This is a genomic window from Citrobacter sp. Ce006 (assembly GCF_030336535.1).
In the GTDB taxonomy this organism is placed as follows: Bacteria; Pseudomonadota; Gammaproteobacteria; order Enterobacterales; family Enterobacteriaceae; genus Citrobacter; species Citrobacter europaeus.
In genome coordinates this window covers 55,233-71,048 of sequence record NZ_JAOWDO010000057.1, presented here as the reverse complement: position 1 = coordinate 71,048, position 15,816 = coordinate 55,233, and the positions used below count along the sequence as shown (strand labels likewise).

The 15,816-nt window shown below is 51.2% G+C and carries 15 protein-coding genes; 9 read left to right on the top strand and 6 right to left on the bottom strand.

Annotated features, from left to right (window positions below):
• Positions 1-57: 57 nt before the first annotated feature.
• On the bottom strand, positions 58-621 hold the full coding sequence (locus tag OGV94_RS04825; protein ID WP_181231059.1) for a fimbrial protein: 564 nt from the start codon (positions 619-621) through the stop codon (positions 58-60).
• 888 nt (positions 622-1,509) lie between these two features.
• Here OGV94_RS04825 and OGV94_RS04820 point away from each other — a divergent pair.
• A complete protein-coding gene (locus tag OGV94_RS04820) occupies positions 1,510-1,686 on the top strand; it encodes a hypothetical protein (protein WP_072033368.1) in 177 nt (58 codons plus the stop codon).
• A gap of 65 nt (positions 1,687-1,751) precedes the next feature.
• Here OGV94_RS04820 and zupT read toward each other — a convergent pair whose 3' ends face one another.
• A complete protein-coding gene (gene zupT / locus OGV94_RS04815) occupies positions 1,752-2,525 on the bottom strand; it encodes a zinc transporter ZupT (RefSeq protein ID WP_003024600.1) in 774 nt (257 codons plus the stop codon).
• Positions 2,526-2,672: 147 nt separating this feature from the next.
• Between zupT and ygiD the strand changes: the two genes are divergently transcribed.
• Positions 2,673-3,461, top strand: coding sequence for a 4,5-DOPA-extradiol-dioxygenase (gene ygiD, locus OGV94_RS04810; protein WP_043017645.1), 789 nt, complete (start codon positions 2,673-2,675; stop codon positions 3,459-3,461).
• Between the two features lie 85 nt (positions 3,462-3,546).
• On the opposite strand, the gene OGV94_RS04805 is transcribed toward ygiD, so the two are convergent.
• The 3 genes from OGV94_RS04805 to tolC all read right to left on the bottom strand — a co-directional run bounded on the left by OGV94_RS04805 (position 3,547) and on the right by tolC (position 7,019).
• On the bottom strand, positions 3,547-4,707 hold the full coding sequence (locus OGV94_RS04805) for a glutathionylspermidine synthase family protein (protein ID WP_043017644.1): 1,161 nt from the start codon (positions 4,705-4,707) through the stop codon (positions 3,547-3,549).
• 5 nt (positions 4,708-4,712) lie between these two features.
• Positions 4,713-5,390, bottom strand: a complete 678-nt coding sequence (locus OGV94_RS04800) for a DUF1190 family protein (RefSeq protein WP_286522735.1) — start codon at positions 5,388-5,390, stop codon at positions 4,713-4,715.
• A 147-nt stretch (positions 5,391-5,537) separates the two neighbouring features.
• Positions 5,538-7,019: an outer membrane channel protein TolC gene (gene tolC, locus OGV94_RS04795; protein ID WP_193145384.1), complete on the bottom strand. Its 1,482-nt coding sequence runs from the start codon at positions 7,017-7,019 to the stop codon at positions 5,538-5,540.
• A gap of 205 nt (positions 7,020-7,224) precedes the next feature.
• Between tolC and nudF the strand changes: the two genes are divergently transcribed.
• From nudF to parE, 5 genes are read left to right on the top strand one after another with little or no spacing between them, the layout of a single operon-like run.
• Positions 7,225-7,857 carry an ADP-ribose diphosphatase gene (gene nudF, locus OGV94_RS04790; RefSeq protein ID WP_286522733.1) on the top strand — a complete coding sequence of 211 codons (633 nt, stop codon included), beginning with the start codon at positions 7,225-7,227 and terminating at the stop codon, positions 7,855-7,857.
• Entirely contained in the window at positions 7,854-8,276 is a 423-nt protein-coding gene (locus OGV94_RS04785) for a DUF1249 family protein (RefSeq protein ID WP_003024582.1), read from the top strand. Before nudF ends, OGV94_RS04785 begins: the two co-directional genes overlap by 4 nt.
• 24 nt (positions 8,277-8,300) lie before the next feature.
• Positions 8,301-9,128: a 3',5'-cyclic-AMP phosphodiesterase gene (gene cpdA / locus OGV94_RS04780; protein ID WP_043017641.1), complete on the top strand. Its 828-nt coding sequence runs from the start codon at positions 8,301-8,303 to the stop codon at positions 9,126-9,128.
• Complete coding sequence (gene yqiA, locus OGV94_RS04775) at positions 9,128-9,709, top strand: esterase YqiA (protein WP_003024575.1); 582 nt, start codon at positions 9,128-9,130, stop codon at positions 9,707-9,709. Before cpdA ends, yqiA begins: the two co-directional genes overlap by 1 nt.
• 28 nt (positions 9,710-9,737) lie before the next feature.
• Complete coding sequence (gene parE / locus OGV94_RS04770) at positions 9,738-11,630, top strand: DNA topoisomerase IV subunit B (protein WP_003024571.1); 1,893 nt, start codon at positions 9,738-9,740, stop codon at positions 11,628-11,630.
• A 45-nt stretch (positions 11,631-11,675) separates the two neighbouring features.
• On the opposite strand, the gene OGV94_RS04765 is transcribed toward parE, so the two are convergent.
• Positions 11,676-12,527 carry a helix-turn-helix transcriptional regulator gene (locus tag OGV94_RS04765; RefSeq protein ID WP_043017639.1) on the bottom strand — a complete coding sequence of 284 codons (852 nt, stop codon included), beginning with the start codon at positions 12,525-12,527 and terminating at the stop codon, positions 11,676-11,678.
• A 165-nt stretch (positions 12,528-12,692) separates the two neighbouring features.
• Between OGV94_RS04765 and OGV94_RS04760 the strand changes: the two genes are divergently transcribed.
• Positions 12,693-14,522 (top strand): DUF2264 domain-containing protein, encoded by a 1,830-nt coding sequence (locus OGV94_RS04760; protein ID WP_286522731.1) that lies wholly within the window; start codon positions 12,693-12,695, stop codon positions 14,520-14,522.
• 10 nt (positions 14,523-14,532) lie between these two features.
• Entirely contained in the window at positions 14,533-15,801 is a 1,269-nt protein-coding gene (locus OGV94_RS04755; protein WP_286522729.1) for an oligosaccharide MFS transporter, read from the top strand.
• Positions 15,802-15,816: the final 15 nt, after the last annotated feature.

Below are 15,816 nucleotides of genomic sequence, written 5' to 3'. Positions count from 1 at the left end.
ACCTATACCCAGTCGATGCAAGTGTTAGATGGTGGCCATCCGGCCACCATTGCGTGCTTACTTATAGGTAAGTCTGTAGGTTGCCGTTGCGGCGACGGCGCCCACGGTGACATCCGTTGCGCCCACTTTTTGCATATAGGCCATAAAGGGCAGAATTTGGGTCGCAGAACCTGCGCTTAAATCAATGGTCTTTGCGGTACCCAGAGTAATATTGGCACTCGTTTTATCGAGCAAACGTACACCAACATTCTGCGCGCCGCTGGCGAAAGTGTTGCTTAGCAGGCTGGTGTCTTCCGTTGTAACGCTGTCGCTGTTGAAGGTGACATCGACTTTGCTCACGGCTACGCCGCTACCGTTGTCTGAGTTTGGCAGGTCACAGTTGATTAAATGCAGGCTGGAATCTACCGCATCAGAATGCCCGTTAGCATTAATGTAGGAGGCAGGTACTTCACCCAGTTCGACCTGCTTATCAATATCTTCAGGCAGAATAGCGCATGGGGCATTGATGATAGTACCGGTGAAGGTGATTTTGCCGCTACCGCCATCAACATCGGCTAAGGCATAGCTGGAGGTTAGTGCGGTGATGGCCAGTGCTAACAGCGCCTTATTTGCTGATTTCATATACATTCCTTTAGTGATGAAAATATCCTTGATATACAAGTTAAGGCACGAGGCCTTTTAAAAAATTATATCATCAGATATTCCCAGGATGTTCGTGCTCGTACTGAATTCAGAATTTGACGCGCTACCAATTAAATAATCATATATAATATAAATATTATATTTGCTTTGGTATTAAGAAACGGAATGTGTGATGGTTTATTATGTTTTCTTGTATTAAGGGCAGAAAGACATTTTTTTAAAAATGTGAGTTGGATGCACTATGTTTCTGAAAATCAGAATATATCAATATGGAAAAATTATCGTTGATGTTGGGGGAATATATCTGTGAAATGTTTTTAACTCGAAGAAGCACTAACAGTTGAATTGTATAGCTATTGTGAGAAAAACAGAAGTCTGATTACAGACCTCTGCCTTGGTTTACTCTGCAGTTTGTTTGGCTTTGACCACTTCCCACTTCCCACTTCCCACTCCCCAGTCAGCGCTCATAACCAATAGCAACAATCTGGTTGCAGGTTATTCGTTCGCAAATACCATTTTTATCATGTTCTTATAATGTCGATGAAATCAAAACCATATTGATGAAACTAATTTGATGATAGGCGCATTAATTTTGACAGAGTGTATTATTTCACGTGCTAATATTCTTATATATTTGGATGGTATGTGTACCCTGGTTTAAGGGTTTATTTATTATTTTGAAGTATAGGTTTATCAATATTGGTCTATTTTTTGGAACGCCATTGGCTATTGGCATAGCTGCTGGTTTATATGATCGAAATCATATATTTGTTTGAGGAATATGCCACTATAGGAGTATGTCAGAATAAGGTTGTGTAAAATTTTAACGTTAAATGTTTAATGATGTTAAATTTTAAGGGTAAAAGAATGTTTATTGCCTGGTACTGGATTGTATTAATTGCACTCGTTGCGGTTGGTTATTATTGCCATATGAAGCGTTATTGTCGGGCATTCCGGCAAGATCGGGATGCATTACTCGAGGCGCGAAACAAACTCTTTCGTCATTCTGGCGAGGATAACAGCGCGGTTAAGGAACAGGAATAGTCCTTCACGTTCTGCTATGGATGAGCGGATGCTGTAAATTAGCAGGGTGGCATCCGCCCTATGAATTAGCCGATTCCCATGGACTGGAGGATGACGAGACTTAACCCCATCACCGACATGCCGCAAAGTACCCCATAACTGGGATTATTATTCGGGTCGATCTCTTTTGCCAACGGCATGAGTTCATCGACGGACAGCGCCACCATAATACCTGCAACTGCCGCCATTATTGCCGCCATCACCACCGGTGAGATTAAGCTCCCCAGAATTAACCACGCCAGTACGCCGCCCAGTATTTCCGCCATGCCCGAGATCCCGGCCCAGAATATCGCCGTACGTTTGGAGCCTGTAGCGGCATAGACCGGACCCGCAACGGCTAATCCTTCAGGAATATTGTGTAATGCGACGGCAAGGGCAATACCAAAGCCCAGCTCGAGGTTGCTGCTGGCGGTAACAAACGTTGCGATCCCTTCCGGAAAGTTGTGCAGGCTGATGCCGAGCGTTAATAAAATTGCGGTTCGTTTAATAGAGCCGGGCAGAGGCTGCGTTGTTTTCTGTACCAGATCCTGAGGGTGCGCGTGCGGCAATAGACGGTCCAGGCCAAAGTAGCCCAGTAAGCCAACGATGAACATTCCGTAGCCTAATACCGGTGACATGCCTTCAGCGGCCAGCGCAGCTGGTAGCATCTCCATTAGTGAGATCAGTAACATAATCCCGGCGGCGAAGCCTAAAGAAAAGGCGAGAACGCGGTTGGAGGGCTTTTGCCCTAACACGCCGAGAAATGCGCCGATAAACGTGGCGGCACCTGCCAGTAAAGTCAGAAGTAAAGGTACTGACATCGACAAATAAAACTCCTTATCAATCTGCTTTGCGGATTAGATCGTCAAAATAACTGATGATCTTCATCATGGTTATCTGAGTTCTTCATCAACCGAATAAGCGTATTGTGGTGGTATCAAAATGACTCCCTCAGTAAGGATATCATCATGTCTTCAACTCGTATGCCAGCATTGTTTTTGGGCCATGGTAGCCCGATGAATGTTCTGGAAGATAACGTTTATACCCGTGCCTGGCAGCAACTGGGGGAAACGTTGCCGCGTCCGAAAGCCATTGTGGTGGTCTCGGCGCATTGGTTCACTCGTGGCACGGGCGTAACGGCCATGGAAGCGCCTAAAACGATCCACGATTTTGGCGGTTTTCCGCAAGCATTATATGACACCCATTACCCGGCTCCCGGTTCACCTGAACTGGCACAGCATCTGGTTGACCTGCTGGCACCGGTGCCCGTTACTTTAGATAAAGAGGCGTGGGGCTTTGACCACGGTTCATGGGGCGTGCTGATCAAGATGTACCCGAATGCGGATATTCCGATGGTGCAACTGAGCATTGACAGCACTAAACCCGCAGCCTGGCATTTTGAGATGGGTCGCAAGCTGGCGGCGCTGCGTGATGAGGGTATTATGCTGGTAGCCAGCGGTAACGTGGTGCATAACCTGCGTACTGCGCGTTGGCACGGTGAAAACACGCCGTATCCATGGGCAACCTCATTCAATGATTATGTTAAGGCAAACCTGACATGGCAGGGACCAGTTGAACAGCACCCACTGGTGAACTATCTCGATCATGAAGGTGGATCGTTATCAAACCCGACGCCGGATCACTATCTGCCGCTGCTGTATGTATTAGGCGCGTGGGATGGCAAAGAGCCGGTGACTATTCCTGTTGATGGGATTGAGATGGGAAGTTTGAGCATGTTGTCGGTTCAGGTCGGATGAAGTATGCCCGCTGGCGCTGCGCTTATCGGGCATTAAGTTCATGCTGAAGGCCGGGTAAGGCGGAGCCGCTACCCGGCACTCTCAATCATTCGACAAAAATATGCGGATAGAAACGCGAGAGATCCTGCGTGATCAACGCGCGGTCTTCGCGAATGCCGATACCCGCTGGTTGATCGTTGATCAGCCAGCTGCCGATCAGCATATAGCTGTCGCCAAACTTCGGTAGCTGATGGAACTGCTGGACGATCATACCTTCTTCACCGTACGGTCCTTCCACTGCTTCGATCGTTTTACCGTTTTCGATAATGGAAACGTTAGCGCCTTCACGCGAGAAGATCGGCTTGACGACGAATTTTTCCATCTGCGGATAGTCATCTTCGGCGAAATACGCAGGCAGCAGGTTCGGATGATCAGGGAACATTTCCCACAACAGAGGTAACAGCGCTTTGTTGGAGATGATGCTCTTCCAGGCTGGTTCCAGCCAGCGAACACCGGCATCTTCCAGCTTGGTGGAGAACATTTCACGCAGCATGAATTCCCACGGATACAGCTTGAACAGGTTAGCAATGACCTGATCCTGCATATCCGTGAACTGGCCTTTTTCACCAAGACCGATATCTTCGACATAGAGGAATTCAGTGGCGATTTCAGCTTCGGCAGCGCAATCCTGCAGATACTGGATCGTACCGCGATCTTCCACCGTATCGCGACAGCAGGTCAGATGTAGCAGTTGAAAACCATACTGCTCACGCAGCTCGGTGAAACGCTCGATCAGTTTTTCCTGCAAGCTATTGAACTGATCGCTGCCTTCCGGCAGATTGCCTGCATTGAGCTGATCTTCCAGCCAGATCCACTGGAAAAACGCGGCTTCGTACAGTGAGGTTGGCGTATCGGCGTTGTTTTCTAAAAGCTTAGGCTCACCCGTACCGTCCCACGCCAGATCGAGGCGCGAGTAGAGCGACGGTTGCTGTGTCTGCCAGGACTGGCGGACAAAGCCCCAGGTATGCTTCGGAATGCGAAACTTCGTCATCAGCTCATCGCTGGCGATGACCCGTTCCACCACTTTGAGGCACATCTGATGCAGCTCTGCGGTGACCTCTTCCAGCTTTTCGACCTGAGCAAGCGTGAGCTTGTAGTACGCGTCTTCACACCAGTACGGCTCGCCGTACATCGTGTGAAAGTTGAAACCGTATTCGGTGGCTTTATCGCGCCAGTCCGGGCGCTCAACAATACTGACTCTTTCCATGACGGTCAGCCGCCCATTGAACGTGTGGTGGTACCGCTTGCGCTACGCTGCATGGTGCTCTGTTTAGCCACAGATTCGCCAAATCCACCGCGGGTTACGGTAGAGGTGGTGGCCGGTTTCGGCGCCATGGCGGTTTTCGGTACGGTCATGGTGCGACCCGGCGTTGCTGCACCGTAGTTTTTGCCGCCTGCATCCGTATATTTGCCGTATGCCGGGCTGGCCGGATTTTTCGAGCTGAACAGCGGCTGCTGAGCGCCCATACCGCCACCCATCATGCGGCCCATCATATAACCGGCCATCAGCGGCATCCAAAAGCTGCCGCTGCTTTGATTCTGCGCCTGAGCCTGACCTTCACCGGTCGGCGCCATACCTGCCTGTGCAGGTGTCTGCTGGCACTGGCCTTCGCCAAATTCAGCGATACAGTCTTCGCGAGTGGCGTATTTTGGCGCGGTGCGTTCAGCTTCTTTCAGCGCATTGTTAAACGCGGTGGTACATTCGGCGCTTTTACCCGGATTAGCTGCAGAGCAGTCGTCCGCGTTCTGATAAAGCGAAACCGTTTCGTCACTCTTTTCACAGCCCGCGAGCATAAACACAGCGGTAACTGCCAAAGCGACAGGAGTCAGGTGGCGTGCGCTCCAGCTTTTGCGGAACGAGGCGTGATGTATAGATTTTGTCCGTTTCATTTATGTCTTCCAGGACCCAGTGGTAACTCTGCTCAGAATAGAGGATGACTGGTCGAAATTGAAGCGGGAAGAGGCGAGAATGCGGAAGAAGAGGCGGATCTTTACGTTGTCTTACGTTCAGACGGGGCCGAAGCCCCGTCATCAGCATCAGTTACGGAACGGGTTGTTGCCGTTGCTGCTGGTTGAACGTGCGGCCGTTGGCTGAGCCGCAGGGATATTGCCCGTGCTGTTAAAGTCATTCACCGCGGCATCTTGCTGCGGATTTTGCGGTGCCACGCTATCCGGAGAAGTTGGGATCGGTTTACCCAGCGTATTGTTCAGCGCCACCAGATCCTGCTCGTTCAGCGTACCGAGCGCAGATTTGACGTTAAGCTGGTTAATAAGATAGGTATAACGCGCATTCGCCAGTTGCTGCTTGGCGTTGTACAGCGTGGTGGTGGCATCCAACACATCCACGATGGTACGGGTACCTACGGAATAGCCGGCTTCCATCGCATCTAAAGAGCTTTGGGCAGAGACAACCGCTTGTTTGTACGCGTTAATGCTACTGATGGAAGCATTAATGTTGTTGAACGAAGAACGCACGGTTTGCACCACGCTGCGGTGCGCGCTTTCCAGTTGTTCGCTCGCGCCAACAAAGTTGTACTGCGCTTGTTTCACCTGCGAGTTAACCATTCCGCCCTGGTATAGCGGCAGCGAGAAGCTCAGACCGATTTTGTTCTGGCCCATGTTGCTGTCGTCATACTGGGAACCAGTTGCACCACGGGTTTTAGACCCACTGTAAGAGGTATCAGAAACGCCGGTAGAGGCAGTCAAATCCAGGGTCGGTAAGTGACCATCCTGCGCCTGACGAATCTGCTCACGCGCCAGATCCTGGCTCAAACGCGCCTGCAATAACGTCAGGTTGCGGTTTTCTGCTTCTTTCAGCAGTGCGTTTACCGCCTGCGGTTTGTTGGTTTTAAAGCCGTCAACGTTCAGAGATGCCAGTTCCGGATAATAGTTACCGGTTACCTGACGCAACTCTTCCACAGCGTTATCCAGATTGTTACGCGCGGTAACTTCGTTCGCCAGCACGGTATCGTATTGTGAACGGGCGTTTTGCACGTCAGTGATGGCGACCAGGCCAACGTTAAAACGCTGTGTGGTCTGATCTAACTGACGATAGACCGCATCTTTTTGCGCCTGAGTGTAAGACAGCACGTCAATCGCGTTCAATACTTTAAAATAAGCGGTAGCGGTATTCAGGATCAGCGTTTGCTGATCGGTCTGATACGTTACGTCCTGGATGCCGGCTGATTTTTCTTGCAGCGTCAGGGTGCGCCATTTAGACATGTCGAACAGCGTCTGAGTCAATTGTAATGACGCGCTGGTTGCGTTGGAGTTGACGCCATTTGCATCACGGTAGCCATTGCTGTAGGTGTAATCGGCACCTAAACCCAGTTGCGGCAGTAATGGGCTACGCGCTTCGTTAATTTTTTCGAATGCAGCATCGCGATCGGCGGCGGATTTACGCAATTCCGGGTTGCTCAGGCGTGCTTGCTGATAAACCTGCATCAGGTTTTCTGCCTGGCTCAAAGTACTGAACCCCGACAGGCTCAGGCCGATAAGGATGGGGAGCAATTTCTTCATTTGCATTCCTTGTTGTGAAGCAGTATTTAGCGCTGATCAAATTGTAAAAATATTTGCTGATTCTAGCAGAATCCGCCACTTCAAAAAGTTGGCGTTACGTGCCATACGGCGTTAATTTGCATCAATTTAACACAAGGGCGTTCAAACATCAGTCAAACGACCTTGAAATTCACATTTTAATCACTATTGGTTTCAGGACAGCACAATGCGTAAACCAGACAGCTTGCCAATGACTTTCACTAAAAATGATGTAGAAATTATTGCACGAGAAACGCTATACCGCGGTTTTTTTTCATTGGATCTTTATCGGTTCCGCCATCGCCTGTTTAACGGCGGTATGAGCGGCGAGGTAAAGCGCGAAATTTTTGAGCGCGGACACGCAGCAGTCTTGCTACCCTTTGACCCTGAGCGGGACGAAGTTGTGCTGGTTGAGCAGATCCGCATCGCGGCGTTTGACACCAGCGAAAGCCCGTGGCTCCTGGAAATGGTAGCCGGGATGATCGAAGAGGGTGAAACCGTTGAGGATGTTGCCCGACGTGAAGCGATGGAAGAGGCCGGGCTGGAAGTTAAACGTACGAAGCCCGTTCTGAGCTATCTGGCAAGCCCGGGCGGCACCAGCGAGCGCCTGTCTATTTTAGTTGGCGAAGTGGACGCCACGACCGCGAGCGGGATCCACGGTCTGGCTGATGAAAACGAAGATATTCGTGTTCATGTGGTGAGTCGGGAGCAGGCTTACCAATGGGTAGAAGAGGGGACAATCGACAACGCGGCTTCTGTCATCGCCTTGCAATGGTTACAGCTGCACTATCAAGAGTTAAAAACTGAGTGGAAAAAATGAAGCGTTACACACCTGACTTCCCTGAAATGATGCGCCTGTGCGAAACCAACTATTCGCAATTGCGCCGCCTGTTGCCGCGTAATGACGCAGCCGGTGAAACAGTGAGCTATCAGGTAGCAAACGCACAATATCGGTTAACGATCGTTGAATCGACCCGATACACTACGCTTGTCGCGATCGAACAAACGGCACCGGCGGTCACATACTGGAGCCTGCCGTCATTGACCGTGCGCCTGTATCATGACGCAAGGGTGGCTGAAGTGTGTTCGAGTCAGCAGATCTTTCGCTTCAAAGCGCGGTATGATTATCCAAATAAAAAGTTGCATCAACGCGACGAAAAGCATCAAATTAATCAGTTTCTGGCCGACTGGTTACGGTACTGTTTAGCACATGGAGCGATGGCGATTCCGGTTTATTAGCGTCGTGAAACCTAAGGACACCATTTGGAAAGCCTGTTAACCCTTCCTTTGGCTGGTGAGGCCAGAGTCAGGATCTTACAAATTACAGACACTCACCTGTTTGCCGAAAAGCATGAAACGCTGCTGGGTGTGAACACCTGGGATAGCTATCAATCCGTACTGGATGCAATACATGCAGAGTCGCCTGAGTACGATCTGATCGTCGCGACGGGGGATTTGGCGCAGGATCAATCCGCTGCGGCTTATCAGCATTTTGCTGAGGGCATCGCAAGTTTTCGTGCGCCCTGCGTTTGGCTACCGGGCAATCACGATTTTCAGCCAGCAATGTACAGCGCGCTTCAGGATGCAGGGATTTCCCCCGCTAAACGCGTCTTCATTGGCGAGCAGTGGCAAATCTTGTTGCTCGACAGTCAGGTGTTCGGCGTTCCACACGGTGAGTTAAGCGAATTTCAGCTCGAATGGCTGGAACGTAAACTTGCCGATGCGCCTGAGCGCAATACCTTACTGCTTCTGCATCATCATCCTCTGCCTGCGGGCTGTAGCTGGCTCGATCAGCATAGCCTGCGTAATGCCGCAGAGCTGGATAACGTGCTGGTGAATTATCCTCGCGCTAAATATCTGTTGTGCGGGCATATTCATCAGGAGCTGGATCTGAACTGGAACGGACGCCGCCTGCTGGCGACGCCGTCGACCTGCGTGCAGTTCAAGCCGCACTGTTCCAACTTCACGTTAGATACCATTAGCCCCGGCTGGCGGACGCTGGAGCTTTTTGCTGACGGGACGTTGCAGACTCAGGTACGTCGTCTGCAGGGTAATCGCTTCCACCCTGATACCGCTTCAGAAGGCTACTGATGTCTACGCTTCTCTATCTTCACGGATTTAACAGTTCTCCTCGCTCGGCGAAGGCGTGCTTGCTGAAAAACTGGCTGGCGGAGCACCATCCGCACGTTGAGATGATCGTACCGCAACTGCCGCCGTATCCGGCCCAGGCCGCAGAGATGCTGGAATCGATCATTCTTGAACATGGCGGAGAGTCGCTGGGCATTGTCGGTTCCTCGTTGGGAGGCTATTACGCCACCTGGCTGTCGCAATGTTTTATGCTGCCAGCGGTGGTAGTGAACCCTGCTGTCCGACCTTATGAACTGCTGGTCGACTATCTCGGTCAAAACGAGAACCCCTACACGGGGCAGCAATATGTGCTAGAGTCACGCCATATTTACGATCTTAAAGTCATGCAGATTGACCCGCTGGAAGCGCCGGATTTGATCTGGCTGCTTCAACAAACGGGCGATGAAGTGTTGGACTACCGCCAGGCGGTGGCGTATTACGCCTCCTGCCGCCAGACAGTTATTGAGGGCGGAAACCACGCATTCACGGGCTTCGAAGATTATTTCAACCCGATTGTCGATTTCCTTGGACTGCACAGTTTCTGACGATCAATTCGAATTGCTTATTTAAACCATGACGCAAACTTATAACGCTGATGCCATTGAGGTACTCACTGGGCTTGAGCCGGTACGCCGTCGCCCGGGGATGTACACCGATACCACCCGTCCGAACCATCTTGGACAGGAAGTGATTGATAACAGTGTGGATGAAGCACTGGCGGGCCACGCGAAACGCGTGGACGTGATCTTACATGCCGACCAGTCTCTGGAAGTTATTGATGATGGCCGTGGCATGCCGGTAGACATTCACCCTGAAGAAGGCGTTCCGGCGGTAGAGCTGATCCTCTGTCGTCTGCACGCGGGCGGTAAATTCTCCAACAAGAACTATCAGTTCTCTGGTGGTTTGCATGGGGTGGGGATCTCTGTGGTTAACGCCCTGTCGAAGCGTGTGGAAGTGAACGTGCGCCGTGACGGGCAGGTGTACAACATCGCGTTTGAGAACGGCGATAAGGTGCAGGATTTACAGGTTGTCGGTACCTGCGGTAAACGCAATACCGGAACCAGCGTGCACTTCTGGCCGGATGAAAGCTTCTTTGACAGCCCGCGCTTTTCCGTTTCGCGCTTAACGCACGTACTGAAAGCTAAAGCGGTGCTGTGCCCGGGCGTTGAGATCACCTTCAAGGATGAGGTCAATAACAGCGAACAGCGCTGGTGCTACCAGGATGGTCTGAATGACTATCTGAGCGAAGCGGTGAATGGCCTGCCGACGCTTCCTGAAAAACCGTTTATCGGTAATTTTAGCGGTGAGACGGAAACTGTGGACTGGGCGCTGCTCTGGCTGCCTGAAGGCGGCGAGCTGCTGACCGAAAGCTATGTGAACCTGATCCCAACTATGCAGGGCGGTACGCACGTTAACGGTCTGCGTCAGGGTCTGCTGGATGCGATGCGCGAGTTCTGTGAATACCGCAATATCCTGCCGCGCGGCGTGAAGCTGTCGGCGGAAGATATCTGGGATCGCTGTGCTTACGTGCTGTCGGTAAAAATGCAGGATCCGCAGTTTGCCGGACAAACCAAAGAGCGCCTCTCTTCGCGTCAGTGTGCGGCATTCGTCTCTGGCGTCGTGAAAGATGCTTTCAGCCTGTGGCTGAACCAGAATGTGCAGTCGGCTGAACTGCTGGCTGAGATGGCGATTTCCAGCGCCCAGCGTCGTTTGCGTGCGGCGAAAAAAGTGGTGCGTAAAAAGCTGACCAGCGGTCCGGCGCTGCCGGGGAAACTGGCGGACTGTACCGCTCAGGATCTCAATCGCACCGAACTGTTCCTCGTCGAAGGTGACTCGGCGGGTGGATCGGCAAAACAGGCGCGCGATCGTGAATATCAGGCGATCATGCCGCTGAAAGGTAAGATCCTCAATACCTGGGAAGTTTCTTCCGATGAAGTGCTGGCCTCGCAGGAAGTTCACGATATTTCGGTGGCGATCGGCATCGATCCGGACAGCGACGATCTGAGCCAATTGCGCTACGGCAAGATCTGTATCCTGGCGGATGCGGACTCCGATGGTCTGCACATCGCCACGCTGCTTTGCGCATTGTTTGTGAAACACTTCCGCACGCTGGTGAAACACGGTCACGTCTACGTGGCGCTGCCGCCGTTATACCGTATCGACCTTGGTAAAGAGGTGTATTACGCACTGACGGAAGAAGAGAAAGCGGGCGTGCTGGAGCAGTTAAAGCGCAAGAAAGGCAAGCCGAACGTGCAGCGCTTTAAAGGTCTGGGCGAAATGAACCCGATGCAGTTGCGTGAAACCACGCTGGATCCGAACACCCGTCGCCTGGTGCAGCTCATCATTGATGATGAAGACGATCAGCGTACCAACGCAATGATGGATATGCTGTTGGCCAAGAAGCGTTCTGAAGATCGCCGTAACTGGTTGCAGGAGAAAGGCGACCTGGCGGATCTCGAAGGATAATTGACCGTGAATGCCGGATGGCGGCGTAAACCGCCTTATCCGGCGTTACTGTTTATGCCGCTTGCGATACTGCAGCGGCGTCTCGCCAATGCCTTTGCCGAAGGCGCTGATAAAGTACGTCACCTCTGAAAATCCCACCTTTTGCGCAATCTCCCGCACGCTGATTTCACTGTGTAGCAGCGCTTCACAGGCTTTTCGCAGACGTAGAGTATTGAGATAGTCGAGAATGCTCTCGCCCGTTTCCATCTGGAAGCGGCGGGAAACATAGCTTTTTGATTTGCCCAGCTCCTGCGCCAGCGCCGCCAGACTAAATTTGTGGGTGTAATGCTCATCCAGCCAGAACATTACCTGACTGGCAATTCCACTGCTAATTTCTGGCATATTGCCGTTATCTTCGGGTAACAGGCTGAATAAATTAACTAACAGACAGGCAACCTGCTCAGTGTTCAGCGGCTTCTGTGCAGCCATTTTTTCATAACGGCTGAAAAGAAAATCAACATGGGTGTGGATATCCGCCGCGTCGACAACCCATGCTTCGCTGCCGCGCACGCTCAGATTTTGCAGATGCTGCTGAGTGTGCGGAAAGTCGCGTAGCACCTTCAGCACCGCATGTTGATCGAGATGAATAATGGTACGCCGATAACCATCCCGCGCCTGCTCGTCGACCCATATCTTGTGTAGGGTAAACGGCGGAAAAAAGAACATCCGTCCTGGTCGCATGGTGAACTGCTTATGGTCAACCGTGACCACGCCAAAGCCTTCTTCCACATACAGCACTTCCAGACACTGATGCCAGTGGTGGTAACGCACCGTATTGGCGAATAAACGGCTGAACGATGCAATCGCATCGTTGAGGGCGATCAGCTCCAGATGTTCTTGCTGTGAGGATAAGGTCATAGTGCAATAAATTTAAATTTTTTCCGCCGAATAGTAATTTATAAACCCTATTTTTAAATTTCCTCAATCGCTGTTTTACTTTAATGCTGGTGGTGTGATTGACGTAACATTTCTGCTGCTCTGCGATTCACTATTCTTTAGCCACTTAATTCAGAGGGGCAGAGTATGTGGTCAACAACTGAAGAAAAATCAAATCCATTGTCATCACGCGAAGACGTAACCTGCGCTGTTCACGCCATTTTGCGTGCGCTGGATCAGCAGTTTCCGGTAGGACAGGCTCAGTTTTCACTTGGCAATACCTGTGCTCACTACAGCGTGGATATTGCCTGTATGGAAGGACTTTCCCGGGCGCTGTGGGGACTGTTTCCGCTGATGGCGGGCGGGGCTGATGCGCCGTATGCCGAAAAATACATTCAGGCGATAAAACTTGGCACCGATCCGCAAAGTCCACACTACTGGGGGGATACCGGCCCGTACGATCAGCGCCTGGTCGAGATGGCTGCATATGGTCTGGGTCTGGCATTGTTACAGACGCAACTGACGGACTGCTTCTCCTTGCGCGAACGTGAAAATCTGCATTGCTGGCTGAACCAGATAACCGACGCGCAAATGCCGGACAGCAACTGGAACTACTTTGCGATTATCGTTCAGCTTGGCTTCAAGCGGGCGGGTCTGCCTTATGATCAGGCTGCTATCGATCGCCGTTTTGAACTGATGGAAGCCTACTATCTCGGTGACGGCTGGTATTCCGATGGTCCCGGGCGTCCGAAAGATTACTACATCTCTATGGCCTTCCATTTTTATGGCCTGTTATATGCCACCCTAAGCCCCGATGATGCCGATCGTGCCGCCACTCTGCGTGAGCGCTCGCGTCTGTTTGCCGAAGATTTCATTTATCTGTCCGCAGCAGACGGCGCATCGGTGCCGTTTGGCCGCAGCCTGACCTACCGCTTTGCCATGGTTGCGTTCTGGAGCGCAGTAGCGTTTGCTGAACTGGATGTCTTTTCGCCAGGCGTCATTAAAGGCGTGATCTTGCGCCATTTGCGTTGGTGGCAGAAGCAGCCGATTTTCGATCGTGATGGCATTCTGACACTGGGGTTTGCCTATCCGAACCTGGCGATGTGCGAAGATTACAACTCGCCGGGATCGCCCTACTGGGCATTGAAGGTCTTTTTGATCCTCGCTCTGCCCGAGAAGCATCCCTTCTGGCAGGCTGAAGAGCAGGCCTTACCCGTACTTGACGAAAAACGGGTGATTACGCATGCCGCGCAGATCATGCAGCACAGTGAGCATTCTGAACATGTCACGATGCTGACCTCAGGCCAGCTTGAACTGAACAACTACGTCAATACCGAAGCCAAATACACCAAATTCGCCTACTCCAGCCGTTTCGGTTTCACCATTGAGCGTGGTCGTTACGGCATCAAACATGCGGCCTGTGATTCTATGCTGCTGTTGGCAGACGGCGATGGCTACTATCGTGGCCGTCGTCAGTGCGATGACGTTCGGGTTGATGAGAATTTTATCTGGTCCCGCTGGTCCCGCTGGTCTCCCTGGCATGACGTTACCCTTGATACATGGCTGGTCCCGTTTGGTGAGTGGCATCTTCGTTTGCATCGTATTCACAGCGCGCGAAGCCTGCAAACGGTGGAAGGGGGATTTGCGGTAATGAAAGCCGAGCCTCAGCTACGCGATCGCGGCTGTCTCATTGCGGCACCTAATGGAACCAGCGTTATCGTTGATCTTTCACCGTCCATAGTTCGTCAGCCAGACAACGTGGTCACGCCGCCAAACAGCAGCATCATGTTCCCTGAATGCGCCTCGATCCCTGTGCTTACCGCCGAAATCCCACAGGGCGAAAGCTGGCTTTGCTGCGCCGTGAGCGCCAGTGGACAGCAAAGACAGTACGCCGCCGTTCCGCTGCTTTCTATCAACAATAGCCAGGTTGTTATTCAGCAGCCTGAAAGTGCACGCCAGTTGTCGTTCTTTTTATAGCGAGGATGGTATGAAAAATAGTTCAATGGGAAATCGGACTGAATATTATAAAATAAGTAGTTTTATATTCCTCTATTTCTTTACATGGTCTGCAAGTATTGGTCTGCTGGCTATCTGGTTAGGGCAAAAAGCGCAATTGAGTGGCACGGTGATCGGCACCGTATTTGCCGTGAATGGTATTTTTTCGGTTATTCTGAAACCTATTTATGGCTATATTCTCGATAAAATAGGGATGAGTAAATATCTGCTCTATTTTGTCGTGGTGATGTCTGCATTAATGGCACCCTTTTTTATTTATATCTATCAGCCATTATTACTGTCCCATACAATGCTGGGCATTATCGTTGGCGCGATTTACTTAAGCTTTGCGTGGTATGCCGGGGTGGCTGCCTGTGAATCGTATTCCGATCGCTACAGCCGCCTGAACGGCATGGAGTTTGGGCAAATCCGCATGTGGGGGTCACTTGGCTGGGCAGTGGCGTCATCGTTCTCTGGTCTGCTGTTTAACCTCTCTCCGGCCTATAACTTTATGCTCGGCAGCGTGGCGTCGGTGGTGATGCTGGTTGTTCTGCTGAGTCTGAAAGTCAATGTCAATGCGGCCAACGCCTCGGAGGTGTTAACCAAAGAGAAAATCGCCCCGGCGGATGTGTACGCCCTGCTGCGAAATCGCAAATTCTGGGCATTCTGCCTGTATGTTGCAGGCGTAGCGTGGATGATGTTCATCGCTGAGCAGCAGTTCTCCCGCTACTTCGTCACTTTCTTCTCAGATGTGCATGAAGGGAACGCCGTGTTTGGCTATCTGGGGACCGTGCAGTCGGGAATGGAATTTGTCATGTACATGGTCATCCCGTTATTCGTCAATTATGTTGGCGCGAAGCGTGGCCTGCTGATTGTTGGGCTGCTGGTGGGCGCACGGTTGGTTATCTCCGGTCTGTGCGACTCTCATCTGCTCATTTCTGTGCTGAAACCGCTATACGGTCTGGAGATCTGTTTATTACTGGTTTCCGTCTTTAAATATATTGCCGAGCATTTTGATAAACGGGTAAATGCGACCATGTATTTACTGGGTTATCAGGCCATGCTGTATGTCGGTAACGTGGTAGTTTCATCACCTGCTGGATTAATGTATGACCGGATCGGTTTTGAGAAAACATATATCATTATGGGCATTGTGGCGCTGATCTTTACATTGATATCAGCATTTACTTTATCTGCCTGTCAGAGCAAACGAGGCAAAAATATCGCTCTCGATATCGCTGAAAATAATCCTGCAAAATAATTTACGTAAGAAGGA

Excerpts from the sequence above, each read along its gene's own strand:
- ygiD (WP_043017645.1), top strand. The coding sequence starts at position 2,673 with ATGTCTTCAACTCGTATGCCAGCATTGTTTTTGGGCCATGGTAGCCCG.
- OGV94_RS04755 (WP_286522729.1), top strand. The coding sequence starts at position 14,533 with ATGAAAAATAGTTCAATGGGAAATCGGACTGAATATTATAAAATAAGT.
- OGV94_RS04805 (WP_043017644.1), bottom strand. The coding sequence starts at position 4,707 with ATGGAAAGAGTCAGTATTGTTGAGCGCCCGGACTGGCGCGATAAAGCC.
- zupT (WP_003024600.1), bottom strand. The coding sequence starts at position 2,525 with ATGTCAGTACCTTTACTTCTGACTTTACTGGCAGGTGCCGCCACGTTT.
- OGV94_RS04820 (WP_072033368.1), top strand. The coding sequence starts at position 1,510 with ATGTTTATTGCCTGGTACTGGATTGTATTAATTGCACTCGTTGCGGTT.
- yqiA (WP_003024575.1), top strand. The coding sequence starts at position 9,128 with ATGTCTACGCTTCTCTATCTTCACGGATTTAACAGTTCTCCTCGCTCG.
- parE (WP_003024571.1), top strand. The coding sequence starts at position 9,738 with ATGACGCAAACTTATAACGCTGATGCCATTGAGGTACTCACTGGGCTT.
- nudF (WP_286522733.1), top strand. The coding sequence starts at position 7,225 with ATGCGTAAACCAGACAGCTTGCCAATGACTTTCACTAAAAATGATGTA.
- tolC (WP_193145384.1), bottom strand. The coding sequence starts at position 7,019 with ATGAAGAAATTGCTCCCCATCCTTATCGGCCTGAGCCTGTCGGGGTTC.
- OGV94_RS04785 (WP_003024582.1), top strand. The coding sequence starts at position 7,854 with ATGAAGCGTTACACACCTGACTTCCCTGAAATGATGCGCCTGTGCGAA.
- OGV94_RS04765 (WP_043017639.1), bottom strand. The coding sequence starts at position 12,527 with ATGACCTTATCCTCACAGCAAGAACATCTGGAGCTGATCGCCCTCAAC.
- OGV94_RS04760 (WP_286522731.1), top strand. The coding sequence starts at position 12,693 with ATGTGGTCAACAACTGAAGAAAAATCAAATCCATTGTCATCACGCGAA.
- OGV94_RS04825 (WP_181231059.1), bottom strand. The coding sequence starts at position 621 with ATGAAATCAGCAAATAAGGCGCTGTTAGCACTGGCCATCACCGCACTA.
- OGV94_RS04800 (WP_286522735.1), bottom strand. The coding sequence starts at position 5,390 with ATGAAACGGACAAAATCTATACATCACGCCTCGTTCCGCAAAAGCTGG.